17 protein-coding genes are annotated in these 19,672 nt (G+C 60.8%); 3 read left to right on the top strand and 14 right to left on the bottom strand.

Translation table 11 applies throughout. The features are described 5' to 3' along the window. Nucleotides 1–128 precede the first annotated feature (128 nt). On the top strand, nt 129–1,142 hold the full coding sequence (gene tsaD, locus PG892_RS01755; RefSeq protein ID WP_010675619.1) for a tRNA (adenosine(37)-N6)-threonylcarbamoyltransferase complex transferase subunit TsaD: 1,014 nt from the start codon (nt 129–131) through the stop codon (nt 1,140–1,142). Between the two features lie 73 nt (nt 1,143–1,215). Here the strand turns inward: tsaD and rpoS are convergent, their stop codons facing one another. From rpoS to rlmD, 14 genes are all read right to left on the bottom strand, one after another. After that, nucleotides 1,216–2,199 carry an RNA polymerase sigma factor RpoS gene (gene rpoS / locus PG892_RS01750; protein ID WP_010675620.1) on the bottom strand — a complete coding sequence of 328 codons (984 nt, stop codon included), beginning with the start codon at nt 2,197–2,199 and terminating at the stop codon, nt 1,216–1,218. A 46-nt stretch (nt 2,200–2,245) separates the two neighbouring features. Next, on the bottom strand, nt 2,246–3,316 hold the full coding sequence (locus PG892_RS01745; protein ID WP_010675621.1) for a LysM peptidoglycan-binding domain-containing protein: 1,071 nt from the start codon (nt 3,314–3,316) through the stop codon (nt 2,246–2,248). 9 nt (nt 3,317–3,325) lie between these two features. After that, complete coding sequence (locus PG892_RS01740; protein WP_010675622.1) at nt 3,326–3,907, bottom strand: YqaA family protein; 582 nt, start codon at nt 3,905–3,907, stop codon at nt 3,326–3,328. After that, nucleotides 3,904–4,521 carry a protein-L-isoaspartate(D-aspartate) O-methyltransferase gene (locus tag PG892_RS01735; RefSeq protein WP_010675623.1) on the bottom strand — a complete coding sequence of 206 codons (618 nt, stop codon included), beginning with the start codon at nt 4,519–4,521 and terminating at the stop codon, nt 3,904–3,906. The genes PG892_RS01740 and PG892_RS01735 overlap by 4 nt, the downstream gene beginning before the upstream one ends. A gap of 4 nt (nt 4,522–4,525) precedes the next feature. After that, nucleotides 4,526–5,287: a 5'/3'-nucleotidase SurE gene (gene surE, locus PG892_RS01730; protein WP_104454747.1), complete on the bottom strand. Its 762-nt coding sequence runs from the start codon at nt 5,285–5,287 to the stop codon at nt 4,526–4,528. Next, a complete protein-coding gene (truD, locus tag PG892_RS01725; protein ID WP_223933047.1) occupies nt 5,268–6,326 on the bottom strand; it encodes a tRNA pseudouridine(13) synthase TruD in 1,059 nt (352 codons plus the stop codon). The genes surE and truD overlap by 20 nt, the downstream gene beginning before the upstream one ends. Continuing rightward, complete coding sequence (ispF, locus tag PG892_RS01720; protein ID WP_268915891.1) at nt 6,326–6,802, bottom strand: 2-C-methyl-D-erythritol 2,4-cyclodiphosphate synthase; 477 nt, start codon at nt 6,800–6,802, stop codon at nt 6,326–6,328. The genes truD and ispF overlap by 1 nt, the downstream gene beginning before the upstream one ends. 58 nt (nt 6,803–6,860) lie before the next feature. Next, nucleotides 6,861–7,592, bottom strand: a complete 732-nt coding sequence (gene ispD / locus PG892_RS01715; protein ID WP_223933049.1) for a 2-C-methyl-D-erythritol 4-phosphate cytidylyltransferase — start codon at nt 7,590–7,592, stop codon at nt 6,861–6,863. Beyond that, the gene (ftsB, locus tag PG892_RS01710; RefSeq protein WP_010675628.1) at nt 7,585–7,902 is read right to left on the bottom strand and encodes a cell division protein FtsB; all 318 of its coding nucleotides are present in this window, start codon (nt 7,900–7,902) and stop codon (nt 7,585–7,587) included. Before ftsB ends, ispD begins: the two co-directional genes overlap by 8 nt. Nucleotides 7,903–8,079: 177 nt before the next feature. Continuing rightward, nucleotides 8,080–9,381 (bottom strand): phosphopyruvate hydratase, encoded by a 1,302-nt coding sequence (eno, locus tag PG892_RS01705; protein ID WP_043154803.1) that lies wholly within the window; start codon nt 9,379–9,381, stop codon nt 8,080–8,082. 89 nt (nt 9,382–9,470) lie between these two features. Continuing rightward, nucleotides 9,471–11,108: a glutamine hydrolyzing CTP synthase gene (gene pyrG, locus PG892_RS01700; RefSeq protein WP_039041042.1), complete on the bottom strand. Its 1,638-nt coding sequence runs from the start codon at nt 11,106–11,108 to the stop codon at nt 9,471–9,473. Between the two features lie 141 nt (nt 11,109–11,249). Beyond that, nucleotides 11,250–12,047: a nucleoside triphosphate pyrophosphohydrolase gene (gene mazG / locus PG892_RS01695; RefSeq protein ID WP_043154806.1), complete on the bottom strand. Its 798-nt coding sequence runs from the start codon at nt 12,045–12,047 to the stop codon at nt 11,250–11,252. Between the two features lie 171 nt (nt 12,048–12,218). Then, nucleotides 12,219–14,429, bottom strand: coding sequence for a GTP diphosphokinase (gene relA / locus PG892_RS01690; RefSeq protein WP_270825094.1), 2,211 nt, complete (start codon nt 14,427–14,429; stop codon nt 12,219–12,221). A gap of 349 nt (nt 14,430–14,778) precedes the next feature. Continuing rightward, complete coding sequence (gene rlmD, locus PG892_RS01685; protein WP_270825093.1) at nt 14,779–16,101, bottom strand: 23S rRNA (uracil(1939)-C(5))-methyltransferase RlmD; 1,323 nt, start codon at nt 16,099–16,101, stop codon at nt 14,779–14,781. A gap of 269 nt (nt 16,102–16,370) precedes the next feature. On the opposite strand from rlmD, the gene barA reads away from it, so the two are divergent. Both barA and PG892_RS01675 read left to right on the top strand, forming a co-directional pair. Continuing rightward, a complete protein-coding gene (barA, locus tag PG892_RS01680) occupies nt 16,371–19,091 on the top strand; it encodes a two-component sensor histidine kinase BarA (protein WP_042016226.1) in 2,721 nt (906 codons plus the stop codon). Between the two features lie 64 nt (nt 19,092–19,155). After that, the gene (locus PG892_RS01675) at nt 19,156–19,641 is read left to right on the top strand and encodes a DUF1456 family protein (protein ID WP_010675634.1); all 486 of its coding nucleotides are present in this window, start codon (nt 19,156–19,158) and stop codon (nt 19,639–19,641) included. Nucleotides 19,642–19,672 lie beyond the last annotated feature (31 nt).

Raw genomic sequence — 19,672 nt, 5'->3', positions numbered from 1 at the left:
TGTCTTAAAATGGTGCGAAATTATACTCTGGACAGGGAATGAAAGTAAACCCGCAGAGATCGCTCTGGTTTAAAAAACCCGCGAAGGTTACCATAGCCGTCTCATTTTAGCAGTGAAATTTTTTAGCAATGCGTGTATTGGGCATAGAGACATCCTGTGACGAAACCGGGATCGCGATCTTCGATGATCAAAAAGGGATCCTTTCCCACCAGTTGTACAGCCAGGTCAAGCTGCATGCGGACTACGGCGGCGTTGTTCCCGAGCTCGCCAGCCGGGACCATGTACGCAAGACGATCCCCTTGATCCAGGCCGCCTTGAAAGAGGCTGGACTTGGCAAGGATGACATCGATGGCATCGCCTATACCGCGGGGCCAGGTCTGGTTGGTGCCATCCTGGTCGGGGCGACCATAGGCCGCTCGTTGGCCATGGCATGGGACAAGCCGGCCATCGCCGTACACCACATGGAAGGGCACCTGCTGGCCCCCATGCTGGAAGAGCGAGCCCCCGAGTTTCCCTTCGTAGCGCTCTTGGTTTCCGGCGGCCACTCCATGCTGGTTCGGGTCGATGGAATCGGCAGCTATCAGCTGCTGGGCGAATCGATCGACGATGCCGCCGGTGAGGCGTTCGACAAGACCGCCAAGCTGATGGGTCTGGACTACCCCGGTGGTCCGCTGCTCTCCCGGCTGGCAGAAAAGGGCACCACTGGACGCTTTACCTTCCCGCGTCCCATGACCGACCGTCCCGGGCTCGACATGAGCTTCTCCGGTCTCAAGACCTTCGCCGCCAACACCATTGCCGCCAACGGTGATGATGAACAGACCCGTGCCGACATCGCCCGGGCGTTTGAGGATGCGGTGGTCGACACCCTGGCCATCAAGTGCCGCCGTGCCCTGAAAGAGACCGGTCTCAATCGTCTGGTCGTGGCAGGCGGCGTCAGTGCCAACCGTCATCTGCGCGCCCAGCTGGCCGAGCTGATGGAGAGCCTCAAAGGTGAAGTCTTCTACCCGCGCACCGAATACTGCACCGACAACGGCGCCATGATCGCCTATGCCGGCATGCAACGCCTGAAGGCGGGAGTCTTCGAACCCCTCGTCGTCAAGGCCGTGCCGCGCTGGCCGCTGGACACTCTGGATCCGGTATGATCCGGAAGATCCACGACAAAAAGAAAGGGGCCTGCGGCCCCTTTTTCATCTTGATGACGGTATTCATACCCGTTTAATTGGTGCGGAATAGCGCCTCAATGGAGAGCCCCTGCCCCAGCAGGATCTCCCGCAGACGGCGCAACCCTTCCACCTGGATCTGGCGCACCCGCTCGCGGGTCAAACCAATCTCGGCGCCCACGTCTTCCAGGGTGGCCGGTTCATAGCCGAGCAGACCGAAACGGCGGGCCAGCACTTCGCGCTGCTTGGGATTCAGCTCCTCCAGCCAGTGCACTATGCTGCTGCGCATGTCATCTTCCTGGGACTCCAGCTCGGGCCCCATGCCGCGTTCGTCGGAAAGTACATCCAGCAGCGCCTTGTCGCGATCGCCACCAATGGGAGTATCCACCGAGGTGATCTTCTCGTTGAGCTTGAGCATGCGATTCACATCGTCCACAGAGCGATCCAGTGCAGAGGCGATATCCTCGGCGGTCGGCTCATGGTCGAGACGATGAGAAAGCTCGCGCGCAGTGCGCAGATAGACGTTCAGCTCCTTGACCACATGGATGGGCAGACGAATGGTACGGGTCTGGTTCATGATGGCCCGTTCTATGGTCTGGCGGATCCACCAGGTGGCATAGGTAGAGAAACGGAAGCCTCGCTCGGGGTCAAACTTCTCAACTGCGCGAATAAGGCCGAGGTTGCCCTCTTCGATGAGATCCAGCAGCACCAGGCCGCGGTTGTTGTAGCGCCGGGCAATCTTGACCACCAGGCGCAGGTTGGATTCAATCATGCGCTTGCGCGCCGCTTTGTCGCCACGCAGAGCACGGCGGGCGTAGTAGACTTCCTCTTCGGCCGTGAGCAAGGGGGAGAAACCAATCTCCCCCAGATAGAGCTGGGTGGCGTCCATTACCTTGTTCAGCTCGGGCGCCATCAGTTCATCGGAAATGGTCTCTTCGGCTTCGGCCGCCACTTCCTGAACCTCTTCTTCCTCCTGAACCTCCAGCTCCTCGTCGAACTCTAACTCTGCATCCTGCATTACCAGTTGTTCTTGGCTCATGATATCTCTCCCTGACCTACACCAGAGTAAGACTCAGCTCTCTGAGTTAACGCTTTGGCAAATAGCCCATCGGGTTGATCGACTTGCCTTTGTACCGGATTTCAAAGTGCAAGCGCACATCCGGCGCATCCGTGCTACCCATATTGGCGATAACCGCTCCGCCCTTCACGGTGTCTCCCTCCTTGACCCTCAACTCATCGTTGTGAGCGTAGGCGGAGAGGTAGTCATCGTTGTGCTTGAGAATTATCAGCTTGCCATACCCTCGCAGTGCACTGCCCGCATAGACCACTTTGCCGCTGCTCGCAGCGTAAATGGGTTGGCCCTTCTGGCCGGAAATGTCGATGCCCTTGTTGCCTTGTTCCGCAACGGAGAAGCCTTCAACGATCCGCCCTTTGGTCGGCCAATGCCAGGAGAGTGTTGACGAGGAACTGACGGTTTTTTGTTCTTTCGCCTGAGCGTATGCTGTTGACGAGGCAGGAGCAATCGTTTTCTGAGCAATAAATGGTGTGGTCGTACCTGCCGGAGCCGTGGCCAGGGGTTTGGGCCCCGTGCTGGTCACCACCGGTGTCGTTGCTGCCACCATCTGACCACCCGAGGAACCCGCGCCCCCCACATTGAGCACCTGACCCACGTGCAATGCATAAGGAGCCTGGAGGTTGTTGCGCTGGGCCAAGGCCTGGTTGGAAAGACCGAACTGGCGACCGATGCTGCTCAATGTATCGCCACGGCGCACCTCGTAACTGCCAGACCCCGTCACGCTGCCACGACTGACAGGGCTGCCGACGGTTGCCACCGCCATGGGGGCGGAAGCGCCATCGAGCCTGAGCTGCTGGCCGGGATAAATGTTATAGGGGGGAGTGATGCCATTGATGCTGATAAGCGAAGCCACATCCATGCCAGAACGAAATGCAATGGAGTAGAGAGTGTCTCCTTTGACCACGGTGTACCCGTTGCCTGCAATGCCGGGCTTGGTCATACCTTGACGCACGGGGATGGTCGAAGCGACCTGATCATTGCCCAGGCTGTGCACCGGAGCCGCAGTCTTGCTGGAGGAACAGGCAAGCAGCAGCCATGACAACACGACGACACCGCTACCTTGCCAAACACGCGAACACATAGTGGATCCTTAACGACTAAACCAGAAATAGGCCGCAACGGCCAAACCAATACAGAGCCAGCCCAGCACATCCACATAGTGCATCAGCTTGCGCTCCATCTTCTCGCCGCCCCAGCGCATCAGACCTGCAACCAGGAAGAAGCGCATGCCACGACCGATCAGTGAGGTCAGGATGAAAGGCAACAGTGCCATGTGGAGCAAGCCAGCCGTGACGGTAAACACCTTGTAGGGGATCGGCGTGAAGCTGGCAATAAAAATAACCCAGATGCCCCACTGCGCGAACCACTGCTCGGCCAGGGCAATCTTGTCCTCATAGCCAACCGAGGTCACCAGCGGCTGCACCACTGGCTCCCACAGGGCATAGCCGAGCAGATAACCAAACAGGGCGCCCAGCACCGAAAAGAGGGTGGCCAGCGCGGCATAGTGCCAGGCGCGATGAGGTTTGCCGAGCGCCATGGGCGCCAGCATCACATCCACCGGAATGGGCCAGAAGATGGATTCAATAAAGGCGGTGATGGCCAGATACCAGGGGGCATACTTGTGGCGTGCCCACTGCATCACCAGAACATAAAGGCGGGAAAACAACTTCACTCGACATCTCCGTCAATCAGGGGAACGAAACGTACCGGCTCCAGGATCCGGCTGGTGAGCTGGGAGCCCGATCGCTCGATGAGCTGCAGGGTCTGCTGGCCATCACCCACCGGCAACACCAGACGACCACCGTCAGCCAGCTGATCGGTCAGGGCCTTGGGGACCTCACTGGCCGCCGCCGTCACCAGAATGGCGTCGAAAGGGCCCTTGTTGGGCCAACCTAGCCACCCATTGCCGTGCTTGGCCGACACATTGTGCAGATCGAGCTGGCGCAATCTGCGCCGGGCCTGAAACTGCAGCGACTTGATCCGCTCCATGGTGTAGACATGCTCCACCAGGTGGGCCAGTACCGCCGTCTGGTAGCCCGATCCCGTCCCGATCTCCAGCACATGGGCCGGATCGTTCTGGATCAGCAGCTCGGTCATGCGCGCCACGATGTAAGGCTGGGAGATGGTCTGCCCATGGCCGATGGGCAGGGCAGTATTGTCCCAGGCCTTGTGGGCCATGGCCTCATCCACGAACAGCTGGCGCGGCACCTTCGCAATCGCCGCCAATACGCGGAAATCGCGGACATCCTGGGCAATCAGTTGATTCAACAGGCGCTGTACTATCACAACGTCATCCCTGCAGATCCAGCCACGCGCCCAGGGTCGACAGACTGCCGTAGGCCGTCATGTCGATGGTCAGGGGAGTGATGGAGACATAACCCTGCTCGATGGCGGCAAAGTCCGTTCCCTCTCCCGCATCCTGCTGGTTGCCGGGGGGGCCAATCCAGTAGACGGGCTGACCACGGGGATCCTCGGTGCGGATCACCGACTCCGCCCGGTGGCGATTGCCAAGACGCGTCACCCTGATCCCCTTGATCTGCTCGAGCGGCAGGTCCGGCACATTCACGTTGAGGATCTGATCCGCAGGCAACGGATGCACCATCAGCCCCCGCACCAGCTTGGCGGCGTAGTGGGCCGCACTGGCGAAATGAGTCTTGCCCACCAGCGATACGGCGATGGAGGGGAAACCAAGATGACGCCCTTCCGTCGCGGCCGCCACCGTCCCCGAGTAGATGACGTCATCCCCCAGGTTGGCCCCGTGATTGATACCGGCCACCACCATGTCGGGCTCAGGGCGCAGCAGTTCGTTGACCGCCAGATGAACGCAGTCGGTCGGCGTCCCCTTGACCGCATAACTCTTGATGCCGTGAAAACTGGACGCATCGAGGCGGGTGACCCGCAGCGGCACTTCCAGCGTCAGGGAGTGGCTGGCACCGCTGCGGTTGCGATCCGGTGCCACCACCACGACCTCGCCACAGGCACGCAACGCCTCGCTGAGGGCGCGAATGCCCTCGGCGTGTACCCCATCGTCATTACTGACCAGAATTCGCATCGGTTGAGTTCCTGAAACCGTGATCGGCCTCTTCGGCCAGCATTAACTCTCGTACCACGCTGGTGGCAAAGGCACCGGCAGGCAGGAAGAACGACAGGGTCAGCACCTCGTCCTCCCGTTGCCAGCTCATCTGCTCCGGCTTGAGCAGCAGCGGGCGCCTGTCCTGATCCAGCCCGGCTTTCTCCAGTCCTTCGCACCAGTCACCATAAGGAGCCAGCACTTCTTGCTCGAACTCGGCAGCCGCGCCCTGGCTCGCCAGACGGCCACGGCCCCACTGGGGAGCGGTCAGCTGCACGTCTCCGGAGGCAAGGCGTGCCTCCAGCTCGGGCGTCACGCTCTCTTCGCTGAAGATGGAGTGGCTGCCCTTGAGCATCACGCAGTCACCGGCCAGCAGCTGATGGGCCAACCTCTGCTCGATGCGGGCGCTAACGATGGCATTGAACAGCATGCTGCGGGCGGCGGACAGATAGAGGGAGCGCTTGTTGCGATCCTTGATCCGTTTGCCGGCGAACATCGCCTTGGCGGCCTCCAGGTTGTTGCCACCTCGGCCGAAACGCTGCTCGCCGTAGTAGTTGGGCACCCCCTGGGTTGCTATCGCCTGCAAACGGGATTCCAGCCCGTCGGCCTGCTCCAGCCCGGTGAGACGCAGGGTGAAGTGGTTGCCCTTGAGATAGCCGACCCGCAGCTTCTTGTTGTGGCGCTTCACCTCAAGGATCCGGATGTTGTCGTTCTCGATGACCGAGAGATCCGGCTCGCCCTTGCCCGGCAGATGGATGCCGAACCACTGTTCGGTCACCGCATGGCGATCTTTCAGACCAGCCCAGGTCACTGCATTGCGGGCAACCCCGGCCGCATCGGCCAGCAGGCCAGCCACCCAGGCAGTATTCTCGCCGGTTTTGCGTACCCGGACGAAGATGTGTTCACCCTCGCCGCAAGGTTCGAACCCGAGATCTTCATTGACCACGAAGTCGGCGGCCTCGGCCTTGAGGATGCCGCGAGCAGTGGGCGTCCCGTGCAGATAGGCAAGTTGTTCAAGCATCATTGTTTCACCAGCAAGACGACGGCTTCGGTGGCGATCCCTTCCTTGCGCCCCGTGAATCCGAGTTGTTCGGTGGTGGTCGCCTTGACGTTCACCCGGTTCAAATCACATTGCAGATCCGCGGCCAGCACGGCGCACATGGCGTCGATATGGGGGGCCATCCTGGGGGCCTGGGCGATGATGGTCACATCCAGGTTGCCGATGGCATAACCTGCGAGCTGCACGCGGGCAAAGACATCCCGCAGCAGGATGCGGCTGTCGATGCCCTTGAATTCGGCGGCGGTATCGGGGAAGTGGCGGCCGATGTCGCCAGCGCCGATGGCCCCCAGCAGGGCATCGCTCACCGCATGCAGCACCACGTCACCATCGGAGTGGGCCAGCAGGCCCTGTTCATAGGGCACCGCCACCCCGCCCAGCATGCAGGGACCGACCCCGCCAAACTTGTGAACATCAAAACCATGTCCGATCCGCATCATGCCTGCGCCCTCCTCAATACACGGAAATCTGTCTCATCAATACCATGTCCGGTGCGGATCATGCCTGCTCCTCTGGGGATGAATCGGGTCGTGCCGACCGGCACGCACGTTGTTGCTGTAAATAGAGCCCGGCCAGGGAGAGATCTTCCGGCCGGGTCACCTTGATGTTATCGGCCCGCCCTTCCACCATGCGCACGGGGAAACCGGCGCGTTCCATGGCGGAGGCTTCATCGGTGATGGCGGCGCCGAGCGCCAACCCCTCCTCCAGCGCCCGCTTAAGGGGGCGGACCAAAAACATCTGGGGCGTCAGGGCATGCCAGAGCTGCTCGCGATCCACGGTGGAGAGGATATTGCCGGCCGCATCGGTGCGCTTCATGGTATCGCGCACCCGGCTGCCGAGGATGGCACCGCCAGAGGCAATGGCCGCAGCAATGAGCGCATCGAGATCCTCGTGGGTCAGACAGGGCCGGGCGGCGTCATGCACCAGTGCCCACTCCCCTTCTGCCACGTGCAATGCATTGAGCACGGAGAAGGCGCGCTCGCTTCCCCCTTCCACTCGCAGCACCCGCGGGTCAGTGGCCACGGTCAAGGTCTCAAACCAGCTGTCGTGGGGCGCCAGCGCCACGATCACACGGGCGATGGCGGGATGGGAGAGCAGACGCTCCAGGGTGTGCTCCAGAATGCATTTCCCTGCCAGGGACAGGTACTGCTTGGGGCAACTGGCCCCCATGCGACTGCCAATACCGGCAGCCGGGACGATGGCGGTCAGGCCGCTCAGGCTATCAGTCATCGTAGGGGGCACCATCAGGCTCCGTCACCTGATCCTTTTCTTTGGGAATGATTCGGTAGAAGGTCTCGCCCTGCTTGATATAGCCAAGATCGTTGCGCGACAACTCCTCGATGGCCTCAAGGCCAGAGGTAAGATCGTCGATTTCCCGGTAAATCAGACTGTTGCGATCCTTGAGTACCAGGTTGTCCTGTTGCTGCCGCTCGATGGCGGTGGAGAGTTCCCGATAGTCGGAGAGGCCGTTTTTCCCCAGCCAGAGGTCATATTGCAGCCCTCCCAACAGGAGGAGCAGGATAAGAGTGAGTAGCCGCATGCACTGAGTCTCCTTCAAGCGGCCTAGTTTCCCATATTCGCAGGCAAGACAAAAGAAAGCCTGTGTGCCGGATGGGTTGGTCGGAATAAAAAATGCAGTTCGCACACGCCCATAAGCGCAGAACGAAAAAGCCCCGCCAGATGGCGGGGCTTTGTGAAGCATGAGCGCAGGCGAAAATTAAGCCTGGTTCTTCACTTCTTTCAGACCACGGAACGGAGCCTTGGCACCCAGGGCTTCTTCGATACGGATCAGCTGGTTGTACTTGGCAACACGGTCAGAACGGCTCATGGAACCGGTCTTGATCTGGCCAGCAGCGGTACCCACAGCCAGGTCGGCGATGGTCGCGTCTTCGGTCTCACCGGAGCGGTGGGAGATGACGGCAGTGTAGCCAGCGTCTTTGGCCATCTTGATGGCAGCCAGAGTTTCGGTCAGGGAACCGATCTGGTTGAACTTGATCAGGATGGAGTTGGCGATGCCGTTGTCGATACCGCGCTTCAGGATCTTGGTGTTGGTTACGAACAGGTCGTCACCCACGATCTGGATTTTCTTGCCCAGTTCGGCGGTCTGGTAGGCGAAGCCTTCCCAGTCGGACTCGTCCAGGCCATCTTCGATGGAGACGATCGGGAACTTGGTGGTCAGGTCAGCCAGGAAGTCGGAGAAACCGTTGGAGGTGAAGATACGACCTTCGCCCTTCAGGTTGTACTCTTTCTTCTCTGCGTCGTAGAACTCGGACGCAGCGCAGTCCATGGCCAGGGTGATGTCGGTGCCCAGTTTGTAACCGGCAGCGGCAACGGCTTCAGCGATCACTTCCAGCGCTTCGGCGTTGGATTTCAGGTTCGGAGCGAAACCACCTTCGTCACCGACGGCAGTGTTGTAGCCCTTGGACTTCAGCACTTTGGCCAGGTTGTGGAACACTTCTGCGCCCATGCGAACGGCTTCTTTCAGGGTCTTGGCGCCAACCGGCTGGATCATGAACTCCTGGATGTCGACGTTGTTGTCGGCGTGCTCACCACCGTTGATGATGTTCATCATAGGCAGCGGCATGGAGTAGACGCCCGGGGTGCCATTCAGCTCGGCGATGTGGGCGTACAGCGGCATGCCTTTGGCAGCAGCGGCAGCTTTGGCGTTGGCCAGGGAAACAGCCAGGATGGCGTTGGCGCCGAACTTGGATTTGTTCTCGGTACCGTCGAGGTCGATCATGATCTGGTCGACAGTGGCCTGGTCCTTGGCATCTTTACCCAGCAGAGCCTGAGCGATCGGGCCGTTGACGGCTTCGATGGCTTTCAGCACGCCTTTACCCAGGAAACGGCTCTTGTCGCCGTCACGCAGTTCCAGCGCTTCGCGGGAACCGGTGGACGCGCCAGACGGAGCGGCTGCCATACCAACAAAACCACCTTCCAGGTGAACTTCGGCCTCAACGGTCGGGTTACCACGGGAGTCGATGATTTCACGACCGATCACTTTAACGATCTTGGACATGTGTATTTCCTCAGGTTTCGTAAAAAAACAACAAAAATATGCCAAAAAAAGCGGCTGTGGCACAGAGCCCCAACCGCATTTATTTTCAATTACTTCAAATTACGCTTCTGATACTCGCCCGCCGCCTTCACAAAACCGGCGAACAGGGCGTGGCCATCACGGGGAGTCGAGGTGAACTCCGGGTGGAACTGCGCGGCCACGAACCAGGGGTGATCCGGGATCTCGATGATTTCCACCAGCTTCTTGTCGGCGGAGAGACCGGTCACCTTCAGACCTGCCGCTTCAATCTGCGGCAGCAGCTTGTTGTTCACTTCATAACGGTGACGGTGGCGCTCGTAAATGGTCGGGCTGCCGTACATCTGACGCACCTTGGAATCTTCCACCAGGTGGCAGAGCTGGGAGCCAAGACGCATGGTACCGCCCAGATCGGACTTCTCGGTCCGGGTCTCGACGTTGCCTTCGTCATCCACCCACTCGGTGATGAGACCGACCACGGGGTACGGGCTGTCTTTCTTGAACTCGGAGGAGTGGGCCCCTTCCATGCCCGCCACGTTGCGGGCGTATTCGATCAAAGCGACCTGCATGCCCAGGCAGATACCGAGGTACGGGATCTTGTTCTCGCGGGCATATTTGGCGGCCAGGATCTTGCCTTCCACGCCGCGTTCGCCGAAGCCGCCCGGTACCAGGATCGCATCCAGACCTTCCAGCAGCTCGGCGCCACGGGTCTCGATGTCCTGGGAGTCGATGTACTTGATGTTGACGGAGAGACGGGTCTTCAGGCCACCGTGCTTGAGCGCTTCGTTGACGGACTTGTAGGCATCCGGCAGGGAAACATACTTGCCCACCATGCCGATGGTGACTTCGGCAGTCGGGTTGGCCTCTTCATAGATGACCTGTTCCCACTCGGCCAGGTCGGCTTCTTTGCACTCGATGCCGAAGCGCTCGGTGATGTAACCGTCCAGACCCTGGGATTTCAGCAGCGCCGGGATCTTGTAGATGGAGTCGACATCCTTCATGGAGATGACGGCGCGCTCGGGCACGTTGCAGAACAGGGCGATCTTGGCACGCTCGTTGGCCGGAATGGCGCGGTCGGAGCGGCAGATCAGCACATCCGGCTGGATACCGATGGAGAGCAGCTCTTTCACGGAGTGCTGGGTCGGCTTGGTCTTCACCTCGCCGGCGGCGGCCAGGTAAGGAACCAGGGTCAGGTGCATGAACATGGCATTGTTGCGACCCACGATGGCCGCCAGCTGACGAATGGCTTCAAGGAACGGCAGGGACTCGATGTCGCCCACGGTACCGCCCACTTCGACGATGGCAACCTGATGGCCTTCGGCACCAGCAATCACCCGCTCCTTGATGGCGTTGGTGATGTGCGGGATCACCTGGATGGTGGCGCCCAGATAGTCACCACGACGCTCCTTGCGCAGCACATCCGCATAAATGCGGCCGGTGGTGAAGTTGTTGCGGCGGGTCATCTTGGTACGGATGAAACGCTCGTAGTGGCCCAAATCCAGATCGGTTTCGGCCCCGTCCTCGGTTACGAACACTTCACCATGCTGGGTCGGGCTCATGGTGCCCGGATCCACGTTGATGTACGGGTCCAGTTTCATGATGGTTACATCCAGACCACGGGCTTCCAGAATGGCTGCCAGAGAAGCTGCGGCAATGCCTTTGCCGAGGGATGAAACAACGCCACCAGTCACAAAAATATATTTGGTCGTCATGCTGAACCTGAAAGAAGTTTAGGGAATTTTAAGGGGTGCTTCGGGGATGAAGCAGGACGGGGAAACAGTATACCAAAACCCCCACTCCCAAACAATGAACAAAAATCTATCAGGCTCCCCGCCGCCCCGTCTTGCGCCAAATCAACTTTGCTCGGTTTCCTTGGCCTTGTTCCAGGCCTCGTCCAGCTTCTCCAGGGAGCAATCCGTCATTTTCAGACCTTCTGCGGCAATAAAGTGTTCAACCTGACGAAAACGACGCTCAAACTTGGTGTTGGCAGCCCGCAGCACCTGCTCGGGATCCTTGCCCAGATGACGCACCAGGTTGACAGTGGCAAACAACAGATCGCCGAGCTCGTCGCTCACCCGAGTCTCGTCCACGTCTACCATCAGCGCCTCTTCCATCACCTCCTCGATCTCCTCGTGGATCTTGTCCACCACGGGCCCCAGGGTCTTCCAGTCAAAACCGACGGTGGCGCAGCGCTTCTGGATCTTGGCTGCCCGGGTCAGGGCAGGCAGGGAGAGGGGGATATCGTCCAGCACGCTCTCCTTGTCGAGCGCCGCACGCTCTTTCGCCTTTTCCGCCTCCCAGTTCGCTTTGACCGCCTTCTCGTCACCGAGATCGGCATCGGAGAAAACATGGGGGTGGCGGCGAATGAGCTTCTCGCTCACGGTATCGACGATGTCGGCAAAGTCGAACAACCCCTGCTCCTTGCCGAGCTGGGCATAGAACACGACCTGGAACAGCAGATCACCGAGTTCCCCCTTCAGCCCTTGCCAATCTTCGCTCTCGATGGCATCCGCCACCTCGTAGGCCTCCTCCAGGGTGTGCGGCACTATGGTCTGGAAGCTCTGCTTGAGATCCCAGGGGCAGCCCCCGTTCGGGTCACGCAATCTGGCCATGATGTCGAGCAGTTGGGGAAGGTCGTAGCGTTGGGACATGGGCAACTCACTTTCGATTCGGTAAATGGGGTTCATGAATATCCGCTCACGCCATTGTTCCAGATGATATGGAGCCATGGCGGACGGAGATGGGGCGCATGATATCCGTCTTCAATGCTCTACAAGGAGGGAGAAAATGCAGACCGGCCACTGGGGCCGGTCGGTTGAGCATTACAGCCGCTTGGCGCTGATCACGTCGTTGAGCTGACTGAGCTTGGCCAACGCCCGGTTGAAGGCGTTGATGTTGTAAATCTCCAGCTCCATGTCTATTTCGGCGGTCTGCTCGCGCACGTTGGAGCGCGAACGCACTCCCATCACGTTGATCTTCTCGTTGGCGAGCACGGTGGTGATGTCGCGCAGCAGGCCGGACCTGTCGTTGGAGAGAATGCGGATGGTGAGACCGTAACCGCCGGAGTAGTTCTCCCCCCAGACCGCATCGATCAAGCGCTCCGGGTTGCGACGCGACAGCTCCTTGAGCTGCTCGCAATCCTCCCGGTGGATGGAAACCCCCCGTCCCATGGTGATGAAGCCCTGGATGGCGTCCCCCGGGATGGGCTGGCAGCAGCGGGCGATGTGAGTCATCAGGTTGCCCACCCCTTCCACCACGATGTGATCCTTGGGTTTGGGGCGGAAGGGCACATTGGCCTTCTGCTCCAGCTTCTCCAGCAGACGGCGATCTTCTTCTTCCGCCGTCGGCTTGTTGTAGCGGGTGTCCAGATAATTGAGCAGCTGGTTGATGCGGATGTCGCCGCTGCCGATACCGGCCAGCAAATCTTCCAGCTCCTCCGCATGGAAGCGCTCCAGCACCACCTTGTCCACCTTGGATAGGGTGAGGTTGTGTCTGTCCAGCTCTTTCTCCAGCAGCTCCTTGCCGGCGGCGATGTTCTTGTCCCGGTCCAGCTTTCTGAACCAGGTGGCCACCTTGGCCCGCGCCCGGCTGGAGCGCAGGAAGCCGGCGTTCGGGTTCATCCAGTCGCGGCTCGGGTTCGGCTCCTTCTGGGTGATCACCTCCACCTGGTCGCCGGTCTGCAGCGTATAGGTGAAGGGCACGATACGGCCGTCGATCTTGGTGCCGATGCAGCGGTGACCGATCATGCTGTGCACGTGATAGGCGAAGTCGAGCGGCGTCGCCCCTGCCGGCAGGTCGATGACATCGCCCTTGGGAGTGAAGACATAAACCCTGTCCTCGAACACCTGATTGCGCAGATCGTCCAGCAAGGAGCCGCTCTCCGAGAGATCCTCCTGCCAGGCGAGGAGTTTGCGCAGCCATTCGATCTTGTCTTCGAAGGTGCTGGTCTTGGCAGCGGCCTGTGCCCCTTCCTTGTAGCGCCAGTGCGCAGCCACACCGAGCTCCGCATCCTGATGCATCTGCTCGGTACGGATCTGGATCTCCACCGTCTTGCCCTCCTCCCCCACCACCACAGTGTGGATGGACTGGTAGCCATTGGGCTTGGGGTTGGCGACATAGTCGTCAAATTCGCGGGGAATATGGTGGAAATGGGTGTGAACGATACCGAGCGCCGCGTAGCAATCCTGCAGCCGCTTGGTGATCACCCGCACCGCGCGCACATCGAACAGCTCGTTGAATTCGAGGTGCTTCTTCTGCATCTTGCGCCAGATGCTGTAGATGTGTTTCGGTCGGCCATAAACCTCGGCCTCGACGCCGGCCTCGGCCAGGGCATCGCGCAGGGACTGCACGAATTCACGGATGTAGCGCTCGCGGTCGAGCCGTTTCTCGTCCAGTTGCTTGGCGATCTGCTTGTAGGTGTCCGGGTGCAGGTAGCGGAAGGCGAGATCCTCGAGCTCCCACTTGAGCTGACCGATACCGAGGCGGTTCGCAAGGGGGGCATAGATGTTGGTGATCTCCTGGGCCATCAGCACCCGGGTCTCCTCATCCGCCTTCTTCGCCTCACGCAGGCAGGCGATGCGCTCCGCCAGCTTGATGACCACGGCGCGCACGTCCTCGACCATGGCGAGCAGCATGCGGCGCACGTTGTCCACCTGCTCCGGCGAGGTTTCGCTGCGGTGAAGGGTTTGCAGGGAGCGGATGGCCTCCATCTCCAGCACCCCTTCCACCAGCTTGGCGATCTTGGGGCCGAAGTCCTCGTTCACCTTTTCCTGGCTGATGAGACCGGCTTCGACGAAGGGATAGAGAATGGCGGCCTTGAGGGTGGCGAGATCCATGCTGAGCATCAGCAGGATGCCCACCATCTCGACCCCGCGCACCAGCAGGCGGTTGGTGAGCGCTTCGTCACCCAGGGTCAGGCAGTACTGGTAGACGGTTCGCAGCTGATTCTTGTCACTTTCACTCAGGGTAAGGGAACTGACCCACTCATCCAGAGTGAAATTGTCTTTCAAATGAATATCGCGCACCGCAACCATGGTATCAATCCTTAAAAGTGTGGGGTCGAAAGCCGATGCTCTCCTCATCCCCTCATCAACTGATGACTGCCTCAAATGGGGATGCATGAAAGAGTTTTCAAGGCATGTCACCGCGCAAGGTGACAGGGCTCTTCCCCGCATCCGATCCACTATCGACGACCTAGATTACCCTAATCACTCCCGCTCAAACAGCGCTGCCGCCGCTGGAAAACCAAGATAACCGCATGCTGCCCTGCCCATTGAAGGCAGCGAGAAATACCTGTTTTACCTCACTCTGGCAGCATCATGCACATCGAAAAATCATCACGACCGCATCTTGATTCATCCAGAATAATGCGGTCGCCTCGACTCAGCCCCGTTCGAACAGCGCCATGGACTCCAGATGACCAGTGTGGGGGAACATGTCCAGCATCCCCAGACGGGTCAGCTTGTAGCCCCCCTGCACCAGCACCTGACTGTCACGGGCCAGGGTGACCGGGTTACAGGAAACATAGACCACCCGTTTGGGGGAAAGTGCTACCACGTGGCTCATCACCTCCAGCGCCCCGGGTCTGGCCGGATCCAGCAGTACCAGATCGAACCCTTCCCGGGCCCAGGACATGCCCACGATGTCACCGCTCAAGTCCGCCTTGTAGAAGCGGGCGTTGTCGATGCCGTTGCGGCGGGCATTCTCCTGTGCACGCGTCACCATGGCGAGCTCCCCTTCCACCCCCACCACTTCGCGGGCCTGACGGGCCAGCGGCAGGGTGAAGTTGCCGATGCCGCAGAAGAGGTCCAGCACCTTGTCATCCTTGCCTGCGTCGAGCCAGCTCAATGCCTGCTCCACCATGCGCTGGTTGACGGGGCCGTTGACCTGGATGAAGTCGCCGGGAGCGAATGCAAGAGACAGGCCATCCAGCGTGTAACTTGGCTGAGACTGTTGACGCAGAGGTTCGATCTGCTCGTCCGCCGCCTGCAGATAGAGGTCTATCCCCTGGGCGGTGGCAAACTCAGTCAAGTGCGCCCGATCCGCCTCGGTGGGGCGACCGGTGTGGCGCAGCAGCATCAGAATGCCCTGCTCCCCCTGAATGAGTTCCGCATGGCCCAGTTCGCGCTGGCTCTTCAGCCGGTTGAGGCATTCGCGCAGAGGGGCGATAAGGGCAGAGAGGGGCTCGGCCAGCACAGGGCAGCCGGCAATCTCTACCAGATCGTTAGACTGGCGACGGCGAAAGCCCACCCGGGTGCAGCGACCGTTCTTGTCAAACTTGATGGCCAGACGGCAGACCCGGCGGTAGGCGCGGGACTCCCCCGTCAGCGCAGGTGCCAGTGTAGGCGCCTGGATGTTGCCAAGGCGCTCGAACAGGCTGACCAGTCCCTCCTCCTTGGCCGCCAGCTGATCTCCCTCTCCCAGGTGCTGGGCACTGCAACCGCCACACTCGCGATAGTGGTCGCAGAAGGGGGCGACCCGGTTGGCCGCCGGGGTCACCACCTGTTGCAGGGCGGCGTGGGCATAGTGCTTCTTGTCGTCGATGATGCGGGCCTTGATGGCCTCGCCGGGCAGCGCCCCTTCGACGAAGATGGCCTTGCCCTGATGACGGCCGACGCCGACACAGTAGTGATCCAGACTGTCTACCGTAAATTCAATACGTTGGGGCTGGGTGGATTTCTTTTGGGGCTTGAAAAACTGGGCCATAAAACTTGGTGCCTATAGGTGGCTATGTCATGATTGTGGAATCTGCGGCAGACCATTGTCCCACAAGAATAATCGTATGACCAAATACGGCCTGAGGGCCCCAGCCGCGGCATCCGCCCCATCGTCCATTCTGACCAAAAGTGGCCCATTGATATGACCGGATACGGCCTGAGACCCCGTACAGCGACAATGACTGTATTGCCTGCCCGACCCCAGTGCCTGCATGCGCCCCGGGTCATGGCTTCTCTTGCGAAAGGCGGGTCGGCGGCATGACCAAGTACGGTCTCAGGGCCCGGGTGCTGGCCTTCACCATCTTGCCGACCCTCATCATTGGCGGCCTCATCGCCGGCTATTTCACCTTCCACCGCTATCAGCAGTTGGAAAACAACCTCATCGATCAGGGCATCAACATCATCGAGCCCCTGGCCATCGCCAGCGAATACGGCATGACACAGCACAGCCGCGAATCCCTCAAGCGGCTGATCGGGCTCACCCATCGCAAGAACTCGCCCTTCATCAAGTCCATCGCCGTCTTCACCCAGGAGAACCAGCTGTTCGTGACGTCCAACTACCACAGGGACTTCAGCCAGCTTCGTCTGCCGGACGGCAGCGTCATCCCGGCCCTGACCAGCGTCTCCTTCAACGGCGATGACATCATACTGCGCACCCCCATCCAGGCAGAGACCAGCCTGGACGGCTTCCCGCTGCCAAGCGATCTGGAGCCGCCGGTCATCGGCTACATCTCCATGCAGCTCGCCACGGACAGGGCCATCGTCCTGCAGTACCGCGACGCCTTCTTCGCGGTCATCATCGTGCTCATCGGGCTGGCCATCAGCGCCCTGTTCGGCTTCCGTCTGGTCAAGAGCGTGACCCAGCCCATCACCGACATGGTGCAGGCGGTGCACCGGATCAGGGAGGGGCGACTCGATACCCGGGTCAGCGGCCAGCTCACCGGCGAGCTCGACATGCTCAAGAACGGCATCAACGCCATGGCCAAGGCGCTCTCCGAATATCACGAGGAGATGCAGCAGAACATCGATCAGGCGACGTCGGATCTGCGGGAGACCCTCGAGCAGATCGAGATCCAGAACGTCGAGCTCGACATGGCGAAGAAGCGCGCCCAGGAGGCGGCCAGGGTCAAGTCCGAGTTCCTCGCCAACATGTCCCACGAGCTGCGCACCCCTCTCAACGGGGTCATCGGCTTCACCCGCCAGCTGCTCAAGACCAGCCTGACCCCGAGCCAGACCGACTACATGCAGACCATCGAGAAGTCGGCGCGCAACCTCCTTGGGATCATCAACGACATCCTCGACTTCTCCAAGCTGGAGGCGGGCAAGCTACAGCTCGAGCACATCCCCTTCAGCCTGCGGGACACCCTCAACGAGACCATGCACCTGCTGGGGCCGAGCGCCCACGACAAGCAGCTCGAACTCTCCCTCCAGGTGGATGCCGCCGTGCCGGACTACCTCACCGGCGACCCCATGCGCCTGCAGCAGGTGCTCACCAACCTCACCGGCAACGCCATCAAGTTCACCGAGCGAGGCAACGTGGACGTGCGTGTCGAGCAGACCGGGGAATCGAACGGCAACAAGGTGCGCCTGCGGGTACTGATTCGCGATACCGGCATCGGCATCTCGGAAGAGCAGCAGCGCCAGTTGTTCCAGGCCTTCAACCAGGCAGACTCCTCCATCTCCCGCCGCTATGGGGGCACCGGGCTCGGGCTCGTCATCACCCAGAAGCTGGTGCAGCAGATGGGGGGCCAGATCCGCTTCGAATCCGAACTCGGCAAGGGGTCGGTCTTCTCGTTCCACCTGGATCTGGATGTCTCGCCCCTGCCCCAGAGCGAGCGGCTTCCGCTGGATCGCATCCAGGGCAAGCGGGTCTGGCTGCTGGAGCCGGATCCCTTTACTCACGCCTCCCTGCTCGCCCTGTTGGGAGAGTGGCACCTGGATGTGCACTCCCTGACGGTGGACGAGGAGTGGCCCCCGATGAGCAGCCAGGACATGGTGCTCATCGGCAGCAGCACCCTGCACAGCCCACAGCAGGTGATTGCCCGTCTCGACGGACTGGACGGCCAGCAGAACACCATAGTGCTGCTCAGCAGCCACGAGCCGGCCCTCTACGACGCCATGCTGGCCCACGGCGCCGTCCACTGCCTCTCCAAGCCCATCAACCATCGCAAATTGCTGCACGCCCTGCTCTCCCCCGAGGCGGTACGCCGCGCCCCCCTGCCCGCGCCGACGCCGCGCAGCGTGCAGGCGGTCAAGGTGCTGGCGGTGGATGACAACGCCGCCAACCTCAAGCTCATCGCCGCCATGCTCAAGGAGATGGTGACCGAGGTGGTGGTGTGCAAGAACGGCAAGGAAGCGGTCAACCTGGCCCAGAGCCAGCCGTTCGACATCATCTTCATGGATATCCAGATGCCCGTCATGGACGGCATCAGCGCCACCCAGGCGATCCGCCACCACTCCCTCAACACCGAGACCCCCATCGTCGCGGTCACCGCCCATGCCATTCCCGGTGAGCGGGAGCGCCTCATTCGCCAGGGCATGGACGACTACCTGGCCAAACCCATCGACGAGGGGATGCTGGCGCAGCTCATCACCGACTTCGCCCACCGGCGGCACCAGAATCACGGGGATCAGCAGATAGACTGGCCCCTCGCCGTGCGTCAGGCCGCCGGCAAGCCGGCCCTCGCCCGGGAGATGCTGACCATGCTGCTGGCCAGCTTCGACGAGGTGGAGCCCATCCTGGCGGCGGCGCTGGAAGGGAGTGCCGACGATGCAGACGTGCTGGCCCAGCTCCACCGCCTCAACGGTGGCTGCGCCTACTCCGGGGTGCCGGGTCTGCAACGCCTGCTCTCCCAGCTCGAGCAGCAGCTGCGCGACGGGGTCGCCGTGAGCGATCTGGAACCCGAATTGCTGGAGCTGCAGGATGCCCTGGAGCAGGTGAGGCAGGAGGCCCCCCGCTACCTGGCCCTGACCGACTGAGGCGCTTTTTCTGACTGGACAGGCGGCAGGTGGTAACATCTGCGCCGTTTCCACAGGAGTCAACATGACCAACAACGATATTCTGCGCCGCCTGCGCTATGCCCTCAGCATCAGCAACGACCAGATGGTCGAGATCTTTGCCAAGGGCAATCTGGCCATCACCCATGCCCAGTTGCACGGCTGGCTGATGAAAGAGGCCGAAGAGGGCGAGGCACAGGAAGCGGGCTTCGCCGCCTGCCCGGACTCGGCACTGAGCCAGTTCCTCGACGGCTTCATCGCCCTGCGCCGCGGTGTGCGGGAAGATGCCCCGCCCCAGGTGATCCCGAACCGGATCAACAACAACCTGATCCTGCGCAAGCTGCGCATCGGCCTCAACTACAAGGAAGAGGAGATGCTGGGCACCCTCAAGCTCGCGAACTTCAACCTCTCCAAGTCCGAGCTGAGCGCCCTGTTCCGCGCCAGGGATCACAAGCACTATCAGGATTGCGGGGATCAGATCCTGCGCAACTTCCTGATTGGCCTCACCGCCAAATACAGGCCCGGGCCCTGATGACCGCCTTCGGCCAGGTGCGAGGCTAGAC

The organism is Aeromonas sp. QDB68, from assembly GCF_027707405.1.
GTDB classification, from domain to species: domain Bacteria; phylum Pseudomonadota; class Gammaproteobacteria; order Enterobacterales; family Aeromonadaceae; genus Aeromonas; species Aeromonas caviae.
Note: the sequence above shows the minus strand (reverse complement) of the source record. Positions and strands in the feature narration are given on the sequence as shown.

What these genes read in the sequence shown, in the direction of transcription:
- mazG (WP_043154806.1), bottom strand. Translation starts at nt 12,047, where the DNA reads ATGTCCCAACGCTACGACCTTCCCCAACTGCTCGACATCATGGCCAGA.
- rlmD (WP_270825093.1), bottom strand. Translation starts at nt 16,101, where the DNA reads ATGGCCCAGTTTTTCAAGCCCCAAAAGAAATCCACCCAGCCCCAACGT.
- ispD (WP_223933049.1), bottom strand. Translation starts at nt 7,592, where the DNA reads ATGACTGATAGCCTGAGCGGCCTGACCGCCATCGTCCCGGCTGCCGGT.
- relA (WP_270825094.1), bottom strand. Translation starts at nt 14,429, where the DNA reads ATGGTTGCGGTGCGCGATATTCATTTGAAAGACAATTTCACTCTGGAT.
- PG892_RS01675 (WP_010675634.1), top strand. Translation starts at nt 19,156, where the DNA reads ATGACCAACAACGATATTCTGCGCCGCCTGCGCTATGCCCTCAGCATC.
- PG892_RS01745 (WP_010675621.1), bottom strand. Translation starts at nt 3,316, where the DNA reads ATGTGTTCGCGTGTTTGGCAAGGTAGCGGTGTCGTCGTGTTGTCATGG.
- truD (WP_223933047.1), bottom strand. Translation starts at nt 6,326, where the DNA reads ATGCTTGAACAACTTGCCTATCTGCACGGGACGCCCACTGCTCGCGGC.
- barA (WP_042016226.1), top strand. Translation starts at nt 16,371, where the DNA reads ATGACCAAGTACGGTCTCAGGGCCCGGGTGCTGGCCTTCACCATCTTG.
- ispF (WP_268915891.1), bottom strand. Translation starts at nt 6,802, where the DNA reads ATGATGCGGATCGGACATGGTTTTGATGTTCACAAGTTTGGCGGGGTC.
- surE (WP_104454747.1), bottom strand. Translation starts at nt 5,287, where the DNA reads ATGCGAATTCTGGTCAGTAATGACGATGGGGTACACGCCGAGGGCATT.
- eno (WP_043154803.1), bottom strand. Translation starts at nt 9,381, where the DNA reads ATGTCCAAGATCGTTAAAGTGATCGGTCGTGAAATCATCGACTCCCGT.
- tsaD (WP_010675619.1), top strand. Translation starts at nt 129, where the DNA reads ATGCGTGTATTGGGCATAGAGACATCCTGTGACGAAACCGGGATCGCG.
- ftsB (WP_010675628.1), bottom strand. Translation starts at nt 7,902, where the DNA reads ATGCGGCTACTCACTCTTATCCTGCTCCTCCTGTTGGGAGGGCTGCAA.
- pyrG (WP_039041042.1), bottom strand. Translation starts at nt 11,108, where the DNA reads ATGACGACCAAATATATTTTTGTGACTGGTGGCGTTGTTTCATCCCTC.
- rpoS (WP_010675620.1), bottom strand. Translation starts at nt 2,199, where the DNA reads ATGAGCCAAGAACAACTGGTAATGCAGGATGCAGAGTTAGAGTTCGAC.